Genomic DNA, 12,562 nt, shown 5'->3' with positions numbered 1-12,562 from the left:
TTGCAGCGTCACTTGACGCCGGTATGCATGAAGCTGTCGATGAAGCGCCGCTGGAAGATCACGAAAAGCACCAGAAGCGGCGATACCACAATGGTGGTGCCGGCCATCAGCCGCGGCCAGTCGGCGCCGCTGTCTGCCTTTGCCAGCAGGCCAAGCCCGATCGGCAAGGTGCGGATATCTTCCGAATTGGTAACCAGAAGCGGCCACATGTAATCGTTCCAGTGGGTCACGACCGAGATGATGCCGAAGGCGATCAGCGTCGGCTGCACCAGCGGCAGATAGACATGCCACAGAATCTCGAGGTGATTGCAGCCATCAAGTCGTGCTGCATCGGAGAGTTCGGAAGGAACCTGACGGAAACTCTGGCGCAGCATGAAGGTGCCATAACCGGATGCAACGAAGGGCACGATCATCGCCGGGATGGTATTGACCAGTCCCATTTCCCTTAGCGTCACGAAATTGGTGAGAAAGATCGCATAGATCGGAAACATCACCTGCAGCAGAAACAGCGTGAAGAGGACGTTCTTGCCGGGAAAATTCAGCCGCGCAAAAGCATAAGCCGCAAGCGTGATCGTCACGAGCTGGCCAGCCAGAATTGAGCTGGTGACGATGATCGAGTTCACCAGGTACTTCCCGAAAGGCGCAACCGAAAGCGTGCTCGGATAGTTCGAGAAATTGGGTATCGCGGGAAAGAAGCCGGCAGCTGGGTCGAACACTTCCGCGCTTGTTTTCAGCGAGGTAACCGCAATCCAGATCAGTGGGCAAAGCCAGAGAAACGCGAGTGGCAGCATGATGAGATGCAGCCATTGGCCTTTCAGCGCTCGCCGCCAGCCAGAGCGGCGAGCAGCAGCCGGAGCGGCGGCAATATCGGGCGTCACGGATGTGTCGAGGACCATTACCGTTCTCCGAGGTAGTGGACGCGGCGTCCAAGTGTCAGGGAAACCAGGCCGATAAGTCCAAGTACGAAAATGAGAAGCGCATTCGCCAGAGCCGAAGCGTAGCCGATATCCTGATACTGGAACCCGTTCTGATAGATGTAGAAGGTCAGCACATTGGTGCTGTCGGCGGGGCCGCCCTGGGTCATCACATAGACATAGTCGAAGATCTGATAGCTATGCAGCGTGCCGATGATGATGACGAAATAGAGCGTCGGCGAGATCATCGGGATTGTGATGTGGATGAGCCGGTCCCAGGCGCTTATGCCATCAAGCTTGGCCGCCTCGTGAAGATCCGAGGGCACGAGCTTCAGGGCCGCCAGCAGGATCAGCATGAAATAGCCGGAATATTTCCAGATGCTCATGATCACGATGGCCGGAAGCGCCCATTTGCTGTCATAGAGCCAGTCAAGACGCGGCAGGCCAAGTCCGGTCAACGCCTCGTTGATGGGGCCGTAACCCGGCGCATACAGAAAGACCCAGACCATGCCCGCCGCAACCGAGGGGATCATCACTGGATAGAAGAAAGCAGACCGGTAGATCGCCATGCCGCGCAACTTGCTGTCAAGCGCGACAGCCAGAAGCAGCGCTGCGGCAATCGAAAGCGGAACGGAGGTGAGCGTGTAGAAAGCGGTATTCCCGAGAACCTTCCAGAAAAGCCGGTCGTTGAGAAGTCTCAGATAGTTTTCCGCGCCGAGCCAGTAGATGTCCGGATCGCCGAGCAAGACATCATGCAGGCTGAACCAGATCGAGCGCACGATCGGCCAATAGGTGAATGCCGCAAGGAATACCAGAGAGGGAAGCAGCAGGGCATAGGCAAGCAGCATTTCCTTTCTCTGTGTGCGAACGAGGTTTTGAGACATGTGGCTATCCTGAAAGGGATTAAACAAGGGCGCGGACCACCTGGCCCGCGCCCTTCATTGCCAAAGTTTGTCAGCCGCGCTGCTGGCGACGCATGACGCGGGCAATCTCGCGGTTCACCTCGTCCGTGGCGCTGGCAAGTGCAGCTTCCACTTCGACTTCACCGGCAAGCGTGCGATCGATGGCGCTCTTCAGCACTTCACGTGCCTTGGAATAGGCCGGAACCTGCAGGAAGGCACCGGAATAGGCCGACTGCTCCATGGCAACCTTGGCCTGCGGAACCTCAACCAGATATTCCTGCATTTCAGGCATTTCCCAGGAGGATTTGCGCACGGCAAGGTAACCCGTCGCGCGGCTCCATGCGGCCTGGTTTTCGGTGTTGGTCATCCAGCGCGCGAAGGTATAGGCGGCTTCCTTCTGGGCGTCCGACTGGTTCTTGGCGATCATGATCGGTCCACCGCCCTGCGAAGCGCCCCAGGTCTTCCGCTTCGGCATGAAGGCCACGCCAACCTCGAACGGAGAGGAGGTGCGCAGGTTGGTCAGCGAGCCGGTGGAGTGGTAGAGCATCGCGGTCGAACCGGCCATGAAGTCGTTGGCGGAGCCCTGCCATGTCGAAGCAGGCGCCATGCAGCCGGCATCAACCATGGTTTTCCAGAAGGCGAGCGCCTCGACAGATTCCGGGCGATCCCACAGAACCTTGTCCTGCTCCCACGGAACCAGACCATTCTGACGGCAATAACCTTCAAACATCCAGTCGTGCCAGCCGCCGCCGATGATCAGGCCCCAGCGTTTCAGCTCGTCGCCATCGCGCACCGTCAGAGCTTTGGCTGTTTCGAAAAGCTGGTCCCAGGTCTCCGGCGCTTCGGGAATGCCAGCTTGAGCAAAGGCATCCTTGTTGTAATAGAGGACCGGTGTCGAAGGCTGGAAGGAAAGCCCGTAGAGACGGTCGTTGGATATCGCGGTACCGAGAAAACCGCCGATGAAATCGTCGTAGATATCGTCGGACTTGGCCTGCTCGGTAATGTCCTCGAGTGCATCAAGGCCGAGGAATGTCTGCAGCGAGGAATTGATCGGGAGCCACAGTGAGGGCGGCTCGCCGACACCGAGCGACGTAATAACCTTCTGTTCGGTGTTGTCGTAGCTACCGGCGTAGATCGCCTCGACGACGATCCCGTCATGGGTCGCGTTGAACTCGTCTATCATGCCCGAAATGATTGTGTTGATGTCACCCGAAACACCGACGGGATACATGAACTGAAGCTTCACCGTCTCGGCGGCGTGGGCAGGCATGAGCACGTGCGGCATCATACTGACGAAGGGGGTTGCAAGGCCGCCAGCCAGCAGGCCGCGTCTGGAAATGTTGAATTTTGTGGCTTTCATACTAATTTTTCTCCTGAAATGTGGATTTAATGCAAGCGCTTCGATCTTAATTTCCAACCTGATGGCTTCAGATTTGCCGCTGATCTAACAAATATGCCTCATTTTTATCAGTTTTATGAAGAAAGTGGAGTAAATGACGGCTAAGCAGGCATTGAAGCCGAATTTCGTAGAATGAGTATTTTGAGGTTTTATAATTAGAGATATCACATTTTGGTGTCGGCGTGCGCTTCGGATCGAAGTGACAGCATGCTAGGATCGTCGCGGTTTCGTCGCGCCATATCTCCGCAGTGTTTTGAAAAGGAACGGTTTATGCTGATAGCTCAGATCACCGACAGTCACCTTTTGCTTGGCGACAGAAAGCTTGCCGGGCGCTTCGATACGAAGGCGTCGTTCGACAGACTGATGGCCAACCTTGCAAAGCAGCCCGTTCAGCCCGACATCGTTCTTTTTTCCGGGGACCTTGGTGAGGATGCGACGCTCGAGGAGTATCAATATGTCGGTGAGGCACTCAGCAAACTCGGATTGACCGTCTTGGCTGTGCCGGGAAACCATGATGTCCGCGCGCCAATGCGTGAGGCACTTGCCGATTTTGTCGGAAATACGGACTCAGGCCACCTTTGCTTGTGTGACAGCCGTTTCCCGATCACCATCATTGGTTTGGATACGCTGGTCGAAGGTGCACCGCACGGAGAGCTGTGCCAAGCCCGGCTCAACTGGCTTGAGGACGCACTTGCACGTCAAAGACAAAACGACGTTCTGATTTTCATGCATCATCCGCCGCTGACCACTGGTCTGCGCGATATGGATTCCATGGGGTTGCTTGAAGGGCGGGAGCGCCTTGCACGTCTGGTCGAAGCGCATGGAAAGGTCAGGGGTATTCTGTGCGGGCACATGCATCGGGCGATCATCGGTTCCTGCGGTGGTGCCCCCGTTTTCGTGTCACCCTCGTCATCGCACCAGATCGCCTTCGATCTGCGTGATAACCAGCCATACAGCTTCTCAGGCGAACCGGCACAATTTGCCATGCACCTTGTCGAACCGGGAACGCCGATGCTCTCGCATGTTGTGCCTGTTCTGTCTCAACGCCTCTGAGATGAGTGTGATTTTGAAAAATCGGAAACAAGAGAGATGTGGCTCAAGTGGCTTGCGTTGTCGTTTCTCATTGTCGGCCATGTGCAGGCCTTGGGAAATCCAGCACTGAATCGTAAGGGGGCTTCCTCACTTTGCGTGGTTCATCGGCCGTTAGCGACGCAACATCTATGATCGGACATGCAAAGAAAATCGAAATGGTCGCCCGGCCGGGGCACTAAAGTCATGGGTGTCGCGCTCACTGATGATGACAGATGGGGTGTTTCAGCCGCCGGACCCGCGATCGGCATTTGCCCCGATTGCGAACGGCGAAGCAGACGCCGGCACGGCTGGTCCAATCGCTGCCTGCAGGATTTCCCGGTCCAGGGAAAGCCCGCAACGGTGAAGCTTCTGCTGAGCCGTTGGCGATGCGCTCATCAGAAATGTGAGCGACAAACGTTCACCGACCGGCTGCCGGAGATCGCTTCCCAGTATACGCGCCCGACGACAAGGGTCGCGGAAATTGTCGGTCTGCTTGGTCACAATACGGGCGGTCGGCCTGGCGAGCGCTTGATGCAGAGGCTCGGCATGCCCATCAGCGACGACACAATCGTGAGGCAGTTGAAGCGGGATGCCACGATCGCTCACCGCAGCAGCACCGAGATACGGATGGTCGGCATTGATGATTGGAGTTGGCGACGAGCTGTGGAAGCATCATGGTCGATCTCGAGCGCCGCTCGGTTGTCGATATACTGGACGACCTCAGGGGCGAGCGTGCGGCCAAGTGGCTTCGGAGCCACCCTTCCGTTGAGGTCGTCAGCCGGGACCGCTGCGGCCTGTATGCGCAGGTTGTCCGTGAAGGCGCGCCGCAGGCCCGGCAGGTCGCCGATCGGTTTCATCTGATCCAGAACCTTTGTTCTGCCATCGAAGAACAGATGAGCCTTTCAGGACGTGCTACCGGCAGGGCTATCCCGTCGGAGGACGCAATCGTCGGCGCTGCGGCACTCCGCCTTCGTGCCCGCCTCGCGCATAGGTAATCTCGCCAGGAAATACTTGAGAAGCTCGATGCTTTGCGTGAAGAGGGTCTTTCCTACACCGAGATCGCCGACGGACGGGCTCAGTCGTCGTGGCGCTGCCATGTAAAACCTGTCCCATAGCGCATCCCTCCCAGGTTGAGAAAATATTGCACCATCAAAGTCCGGGATCAAACACATAGCCCGAGCGGATGCTCATGCCTGCGTTGCACATTTTTGAAGGGGCTCCGTCAGCCTTTCTGGCGCGGCTTTGAGCGAGACGATAGCTGTGCCGTTCATCTCAAGGATGTTGGCATGGTGAGTGATGCGGTCGCGCAGACAGCCAGCGTGGCGGCTTTTCATTTCATAGAGCCACGCCGGTCTCCGTATCGAAAATATGAACCCGCTCGGGATCGATCTTCGCTTCGAAGGTCTGGCCGTGATGGATATCGCGTTCACCATCAACAATTGCTGTCACATGCTGTCCGCCAAGCTCGAAGACAACATGGCTCTGCGCTCCGGTTGGCTCCACCAGCAATGCGGTACCCTTGATGACCGCACCATTGCCGATGTCCGGATTGAGGTGTTCCGGTCGCAGGCCAACCGTGACTTTTTGGCCGGGAGTGATTCCATGATGGCTCTTGGAGACCGGTAGCAGCGTGCCATCGGAAAACCGCACCGACGGCACGCCGTCGGCCGCCTCGATCGTGGCCGGCAGCAGGTTCATCGCCGGCGACCCGATGAAGGCGGCGACAAAGAGATTGGCCGGTTTCTTGTAAAGTTCGATCGGCGTGCCTTCCTGCTCGATATATCCCTTGTTCAGCACCACAACGCGGTCGGCAAGTGTCATCGCCTCAATCTGATCATGCGTGACATAGATTGATGTGGTCTCGACCCGCTGATGCAGCGTCTTGATTTCCGAGCGCATCTGGACACGGAGCTTGGCGTCGAGGTTAGACAGCGGCTCATCGAAGAGAAAGACCGCCGGATTGCGGACCACGGCGCGCCCCATGGCAACGCGCTGGCGCTGACCGCCGGAAAGCTGCGAGGGCTTGCGGTCGAGGAGCTCCGTCAGGTCGAGCATGCGCGCCGCCTCCGTGACCCGCTCCTCGATCTCGGCCTTGGGACGTTTTGCGAGGCGCAGATTGAAGCCCATGTTTTCGGCGACCGTCATGTGTGGATAGAGCGCGTAGGACTGGAACACCATCGCGATATTGCGCTCGCGCGGTGTCAGTTCGTTGACGATCTCGCTGCCGATTGAAATATCACCACCGGTGATCTCCTCAAGTCCAGCGATCATGCGCAAAAGCGTGGACTTGCCGCAACCCGACGGACCGACAAGGGCAACGAACTCGCCATCATTGATGTTGAGTGAAACACCATGGATCACCTCGAGAGCGCCGTAGCTCTTTCTGATATTGCTGAGTGTAACGGATGCCATTTTGAAAGAGCTCCCCGGTGGTTTACGACTTGACGGCGCCGGCGGTGAGCCCGGCAATGATGTGTTTCTGGGCGACAAAGAAGGCAATGATCGTCGGCAGGATGGTGAGCGTGATGAAGGCAAGCACCAGTTGCCATTCGGTCGCGAACTCGCCCTTGTAGACCATGATGCCGAGCGGCCAGGGGTAGCGGTTTTCGCTGTTCAGCATGATCAGCGGGATGATGTAGCTGTTCCAGCTCTGCACGAAGGCGATGATGCCGACAGTGGCGATGATCGGCCGCGAGAGCGGCATGGTGACGTGCCAGAAAAAGCCGATATAGCCGCAGCCGTCGACGAAGGCTGCGTCGAACAGTTCCTGCGGAAGGTTCCTGAAATAGTTTCTAAACAGCAGGATGCTCATGCCGAGTCCGAAGGCCACCTGTGGCAGGATCACGCCCCAGTAGGTGTCGAGCAGGCCGAGGTCGCGGATGCGGATGTAAAGTGGCAGGATCGCGGTCGCTGCCGGGAACATCAGCCCGATCAGGAAATAGTTGAGCAGATATTCCGAGCCGAAGAAGCGGATATGGGCGAAGCAGAAGGCAGCGCAGGCCGAAAACACGATGGTGAGAAACACCGTGAACACGGCGATCAGCAGCGAATTTCCCATTTGCAGCCAGTAGCGCTTCGACATCAGAATGTCGGTATAATTGCTCCACTGCCAGTGCTCCGGGAGGCCAAAGGGGCTGCCGCGCAGATCCGGCAGCGTCTTGAAGCCGCCGAGCGCGGTGGTGAGGAGTGGCACGATGACGATGCCGGCAACGATCAGAAGCGAGACATAAAGATAGGTCTGGGTGCTGACATTCAGCTTGCGGCCTTCCCCGCCCGATTGGGCTGCATCGATCGGTGCGCTTTCGGAGATCTCAGTCATTTTTCATGAATATCCGTTTGTAGCTGAAGGCCAGCGTGACGCAGATGATGAACAGGATTACCCCCACGGCGCTGCCGAAACCGACCTGCATGCGGGTGACGCCGAAATTGTAGAGGAAGGTCACCATGGTCTGGGTCGAGTTCGCAGGCCCGCCACCGGTGAGCGGCATGATCATGTCGAAGAGTTGCAGCGAGCCGATGACGGCGAAGAAGACGGAAAGCCTGACGGTTGAGCCCAGCATGGGAAGCGTCACAAGCCTGAATTTCTGCCAGCCGGTCGCCCCGTCGATATCGGCGGCCTCAAGAATGCTCTTGTCGATCGCCTGAAGGCCGGCGATGAACAGCATCATGTGAAAGCCGAAATATTTCCAGACGATCACGGCAAGGATTGCTGGCATGGCAGTATCGGCATTGGCCAGCAGGAAGGGCGGCTGAGCGCCGAAGAAATGGAAAATGCCGGCAACAAGGCCGAAATCACCGTCATAAACGAAGCGCCAGATCATGCCCGCGGCGACGTCAGCGAGCACATAGGGCAGGAAGAAGATCAAGCGAAAGAACAGCGCGCCCTTGATCTTTCTGGTCACCATGGTCGCAAGCCACAGCGCCAGAGGCAGCTGGATCAAGATCGATGTGATGATAATCAGACCGTTGTTGATCAACGCCTTTGTGAAGGCCGAATTCTTGAAGATGAGCTTGTAGTTGCGGAAATCGACCCATTTGCTGGGTTCGCCGTAGCCGTTCCAGTGGAAGAAGGAATACCAGGCCGCCTCGCCCATGGGCAGGATCACCAGCACGGTAAAGATCAGCAGCGCAGGCGGCATAAAGAGGATCACCACCGGCCATTTGGTATGGGCGAGCGAGCGCCGTCGCCTCATTTTCGGCGCCGGCCCGACAGGTGGTGGAAGTATGGAATCTGTCGTCGTCATGCGTGTTTTCCCGTTTGCGTCGGCAAAGTCACCAGGCACGGTCGGGAACATCCGCGCCGTCACCACTCAGAAGATGAGCCGACAGCCTGCATGCCCCGTCTGCCGAAAGCCATCGTGACCCGGGCACCCGCAATGCGCGGGCGCCCGGGGTCGGGACTTACATATTTTCCAGTTCGAATGTGTCCTGGATCTGCTGCGCAGCATCCTCCGGCGAGGTCGATCCGGAAACGATCGCAGCACTCATGTCGTTGACCACGGCACCGACATTCGGGCCCAGATCCTGATCGAGATAGTTCTGGTGCCAGGTTTCCTTGGCGAGCGCTTCGGCGCTGCTCTTCAGAAGCGGATCGGTGATGGAATCGGCAACGCCGATCGTGACCGGAATGACCTTCTGAACCGCCGATATCCTGCGGGCAACATCCGGGCTGGTGTAGTACTCAAGGAACTTCTCGGTTTCGGGCGGCGCATCCTTGGTTACGGCCCAGCCAGTCAGGCCGCCCATATTGTCGGTGACAAGCCCCGGGGCGCCTTCGATGACGGGAAAGGCGAAACGGCCGATATTGTCTTCTGCAAGCCCTTTGCCATCGGTGGAATTGCTGGCCTGGGTCCTGCCCGTGCTTTCAAACGACAGGATCATCGCCGCGCGTCCGTCGCCGAAGGTTGCGAGTGCGTCGTTCCAGGTCGCGCCGAGATAGCCGTTCTGGAATGGTTCAAGTGCGCCAAGTTCGGCAAGTTTCTCGCCGGCATTGACGAAGGGCTCACCCGCAAAGCCGCCATTCTCGCCTGCCTTCGCCGCCATGAAACCATCATGTCCGGCCTCGCGCATGGCAAGGTAACCCCAGTAGAAGTGGATCGGCCATTTGTCGCCACCGCCGCCTGCAATCGGCGTGATCCCGGCTTCCTTCAGGGTCTTCACGGCCCCCATGAAGTCACTCCAGGTGTCGATCGAGGTACCGTCCACACCGGCCTGGTCAAACAATTCCTTGTTATAGAAGAAGGAGACGACACCGTTGAGGACCGGAGCAGCCCAAACCTTGTCGTCAAACGTCATCCCCGCGATTGAGGATGGCTTGAGCGTGTCGAGCCATTCATTGTTGTTAGCGTCAAGTGCCGGAGAAATGTCCCGCAGAACGCCGGTTTCCGACTGGGCCTTCAAAACGCCGCCGCCCCAGGTGTAGAACAGGCTGGGGACCTCGGACGATTGCAGCAATGTCGGAAGTTTGGCCTTGAATGCCTGATTTTCAAGGAACTGCATTTCGATTTTAACACCTGGATTGGCCTGCTCGAACTCATCGGCCACCTGGCGCCAAACTTCGACGACCGGCTCCTGGTTTTCCAGATGCAGCCATTTTATCACCGTCTCGGCAGATGCTGTATTGGCTGCCGCTGTCAGGACGGCAAAGCCCGCAGCAGAGGCACTATAACGAAGCCATTTGGCAGTAATTGACATATTGCACTCCTCCCAAAGCACTTTTTGCAGTATCCGGATTAAATAAATGTCGAGACCTCAGTTTTGTCAACCCGAATTTGTTCGCAAGGAGGCAGGTCGCCTTTAAAATAGGCATCGTGTGCAAAAATAGCTTGCACATGTCTCAAGCGCAGGACTAAAAACGACCACCAATTATTTCGTAACACGGAAAAAATATAACCCGTCCTGAACCTGCCCTATGAGCCCTCATGAAAACCGCTGATCCTGAATTGATGCGTGCAATCAACCGGTTGAGTGTGCTGGACACAATCCGGCGCAACGGGCCGATCTCGCGCATCGAAATCAGTAAGCATACCGAAATGTCGACCAGCACCGTTTCGGCCATCACCGGCTCCCTGATCGATGATGGCCTGATCCTGTCACGTCACGAGGGCGACCTGCGCAATGCCACAGCCCGTGGTCGACCCCGGGTGATGCTCGAGCTCAACCCGGAGGCTTCGCGCGTCGTCGGGGCCAAGATTGCGGCTACGCGGATGACTTTCGTGGTTGTCGATTTCTGCGGCGAGGTCCTTTCCGAATTTTCCCTGCCCGTCCGCATCGACAGAATGCCGATCAACGTCATCGCCGATCTGGTGGAAGATGGCGTGCGTGCCTGCGTGATGGATACCGGGCTAGCGCTCTCCGAAATCGATATGATCTGTCTCGGTCTTCCGGGCGTGGTCGAGCATCGCACCGGCGTCGTGCGGTCCAGCCCGATCTTCAGCGACGAGAATGTGGATTTCGCCGCCGTTATGTCGCCGCGCTTCGGTATCCGGACAATCGTTGAAAGCGATGTCCATGCCGTGACCCTTGCGCATCACTGGTTCGGCAAGGCGCGTCACCTTGAGGACATGGTGCTGATATCGCTCGAGCGGACGCTGGGTCTCGGTGTTCTGCACAATAGCCGCCTTTTCCGGGGCGCCGGCGGGCTCAGCCACAATCTCGGCGATCTTGTGCTCGGCAGCAGCGCCGACGGCATGTCGCGGCTGGCAAGCTTTGCCGGAGAAAGCGCGATCCTCGGCGACGGCCCCCGCGAAGGGCTTTACGCCGATGCGGTGCGGCTTGGCCGGGGCATTTCACACGCCCAGACGCTGATTAAGGCCAAGGACGTTCAAATCATGTCGGCGGCTGAGCGGGCCGGCGATGCTGTCGGCGTGACGGTGGCCAATATCGTGACACTTTTCGCGCCGCCGCGTGTTATCTTGGTAGGCTCCAGCCTTGCGCTTGGCAAACCCTTCATCAACCGGCTGACAGCGGCCTTCAACAGCGCGATCCCGCCGTCGTTGAGTGATGTGAGCGAGCTGATTTTCGATGACGCGGACGATTTTTTCTGGGCGCGGGGTGCGGCGGCCGTCGCACTTTATGAGCTGTATGAATCGCCATGGAGCACAACCGGCCCGGCGCTTTGAACAACGGTCGGAGAGCCAGGCACTTTCGGGAGGAGTGAAAAATGGAAAAAGTAGGGATCGGCATCATTGGATGCGGCAATATTTCGGGTGCCTATCTGAAGGCGATGGCCGGCTTCGACATTCTGGAGGTTCGCGGCATAGCCGATCTCAATCAGGCAGCCGCAGAAGCCAGAGCCGCCGAGTTCAACGTACCGGTCAGCTCGATTGATCAGTTGATGGCCGACCCGAAGGTCGAGATCATCCTCAACCTGACGATCCCGCGCGCCCATGTGGCGGTGGCCATGAGAGCGCTTGAAGCTGGCAAGCATACCTATTCGGAAAAGCCGCTCGGTATCAGTTTCGCCGAGGGAAAGAAACTTGCCGAAGCCGCTGCGAAGGCAGGGCTCAGGATTGGCGCGGCGCCCGATACATTTCTCGGTGGCGGCCACCAGACATCGCGCGCCATCGTTGACAGCGGCGCGCTTGGGCTTGCTATCGGGGGTACGGCGAGTTTCATGCGGCCGGGGCATGAATCCTGGCATCCCAATCCCGATTTCTACTACGATATCGGCGGCGGGCCGATGCTCGACATGGGCCCCTATTACATTACCGATCTCGTCAATCTGTTCGGGCCGGTCAGTAAGGTTGCGGGCTTTGCGACCATGCTGCGCAAGGAACGCGAGATCACAAGCGAACCGCGCCGGGGCGACAAGATTTCGGTGAAGGTCCCCACCCATATCGCAGGCGTGCTTTCTTTTGAAAACGGCGCCGTTGTACAGGTGACGATGAGCTTCGATGTGGCGGGCCACAAGCATCTGCCAATCGAGATTTACGGCACGGAAGGAACGCTGCTTGTTCCCGATCCGAACTTCTTCAAGGGGCCGATCTCGCTTTTGAAAAAGGGCGGTGAGTTCGAGGACTACCCGGTCGATATGCCCTATGCGGACGACAATTACCGTTCGATCGGCCTTGCCGACATGGCCTATGCGATCCGCAGCAACAGGCCGCACCGGGCAAACGGCGATCTGGCGCTGCACGTGCTGGAGGTGATGGAGGCTTTCGATATTGCCGCCGAGACTGGCAAAACGGTCGAGATCACAACAGTGACCGAGCGGCCGGCACCTCTTTCGACGTCGCTCGTTAACGATGTGCTCGGCAAATAGGCCGGACAACGGA

Annotated in this window: 10 protein-coding genes and 1 pseudogene; 4 read left to right on the top strand and 7 right to left on the bottom strand. The window is 57.9% G+C overall.

The annotated features are described in order from the left end of the window. Nucleotides 1-8: 8 nt before the first annotated feature. The 3 genes from AC0L7L_RS16070 to AC0L7L_RS16060 all read right to left on the bottom strand — a co-directional run bounded on the left by AC0L7L_RS16070 (nucleotide 9) and on the right by AC0L7L_RS16060 (nucleotide 3,176). Nucleotides 9-896: a carbohydrate ABC transporter permease gene (locus tag AC0L7L_RS16070; RefSeq protein ID WP_272213029.1), complete on the bottom strand. Its 888-nt coding sequence runs from the start codon at nucleotides 894-896 to the stop codon at nucleotides 9-11. Next, nucleotides 896-1,798, bottom strand: a complete 903-nt coding sequence (locus tag AC0L7L_RS16065) for a carbohydrate ABC transporter permease (RefSeq protein ID WP_272213028.1) — start codon at nucleotides 1,796-1,798, stop codon at nucleotides 896-898. Before AC0L7L_RS16065 ends, AC0L7L_RS16070 begins: the two co-directional genes overlap by 1 nt. Nucleotides 1,799-1,868: 70 nt before the next feature. Then, a complete protein-coding gene (locus AC0L7L_RS16060; protein ID WP_473510053.1) occupies nucleotides 1,869-3,176 on the bottom strand; it encodes an ABC transporter substrate-binding protein in 1,308 nt (435 codons plus the stop codon). Between the two features lie 309 nt (nucleotides 3,177-3,485). On the opposite strand from AC0L7L_RS16060, the gene AC0L7L_RS16055 reads away from it, so the two are divergent. Both AC0L7L_RS16055 and AC0L7L_RS16050 read left to right on the top strand, forming a co-directional pair. Then, the gene (locus AC0L7L_RS16055; RefSeq protein ID WP_473510051.1) at nucleotides 3,486-4,268 is read left to right on the top strand and encodes a phosphodiesterase; all 783 of its coding nucleotides are present in this window, start codon (nucleotides 3,486-3,488) and stop codon (nucleotides 4,266-4,268) included. A gap of 177 nt (nucleotides 4,269-4,445) precedes the next feature. Then, nucleotides 4,446-5,350: pseudogene (locus AC0L7L_RS16050) on the top strand (ISL3 family transposase); the annotation flags it as partial. Nucleotides 5,351-5,621: 271 nt separating this feature from the next. On the opposite strand, the gene AC0L7L_RS16045 reads toward AC0L7L_RS16050, so the two are convergent. From AC0L7L_RS16045 to AC0L7L_RS16030, 4 genes are all read right to left on the bottom strand, one after another. Next, nucleotides 5,622-6,698 (bottom strand): ABC transporter ATP-binding protein, encoded by a 1,077-nt coding sequence (locus AC0L7L_RS16045; protein WP_272213026.1) that lies wholly within the window; start codon nucleotides 6,696-6,698, stop codon nucleotides 5,622-5,624. 22 nt (nucleotides 6,699-6,720) lie between these two features. Continuing rightward, complete coding sequence (locus AC0L7L_RS16040) at nucleotides 6,721-7,605, bottom strand: carbohydrate ABC transporter permease (RefSeq protein WP_272213025.1); 885 nt, start codon at nucleotides 7,603-7,605, stop codon at nucleotides 6,721-6,723. After that, on the bottom strand, nucleotides 7,598-8,530 hold the full coding sequence (locus tag AC0L7L_RS16035) for a carbohydrate ABC transporter permease (protein WP_272213024.1): 933 nt from the start codon (nucleotides 8,528-8,530) through the stop codon (nucleotides 7,598-7,600). Before AC0L7L_RS16035 ends, AC0L7L_RS16040 begins: the two co-directional genes overlap by 8 nt. Before the next feature lie 157 nt (nucleotides 8,531-8,687). Further along, complete coding sequence (locus AC0L7L_RS16030; RefSeq protein WP_272213023.1) at nucleotides 8,688-9,980, bottom strand: extracellular solute-binding protein; 1,293 nt, start codon at nucleotides 9,978-9,980, stop codon at nucleotides 8,688-8,690. Between the two features lie 227 nt (nucleotides 9,981-10,207). Here AC0L7L_RS16030 and AC0L7L_RS16025 point away from each other — a divergent pair, with 227 nt between their 5' ends. Continuing rightward, on the top strand, nucleotides 10,208-11,407 hold the full coding sequence (locus AC0L7L_RS16025; protein ID WP_473510048.1) for an ROK family protein: 1,200 nt from the start codon (nucleotides 10,208-10,210) through the stop codon (nucleotides 11,405-11,407). A 41-nt stretch (nucleotides 11,408-11,448) separates the two neighbouring features. Further along, entirely contained in the window at nucleotides 11,449-12,549 is a 1,101-nt protein-coding gene (locus tag AC0L7L_RS16020; protein WP_473510046.1) for a Gfo/Idh/MocA family protein, read from the top strand. Nucleotides 12,550-12,562: the final 13 nt, after the last annotated feature.

It is taken from the genome of Martelella sp. K41-7 (assembly GCF_055808365.1).
Note: the sequence above shows the minus strand (reverse complement) of the source record. Positions and strands in the feature narration are given on the sequence as shown.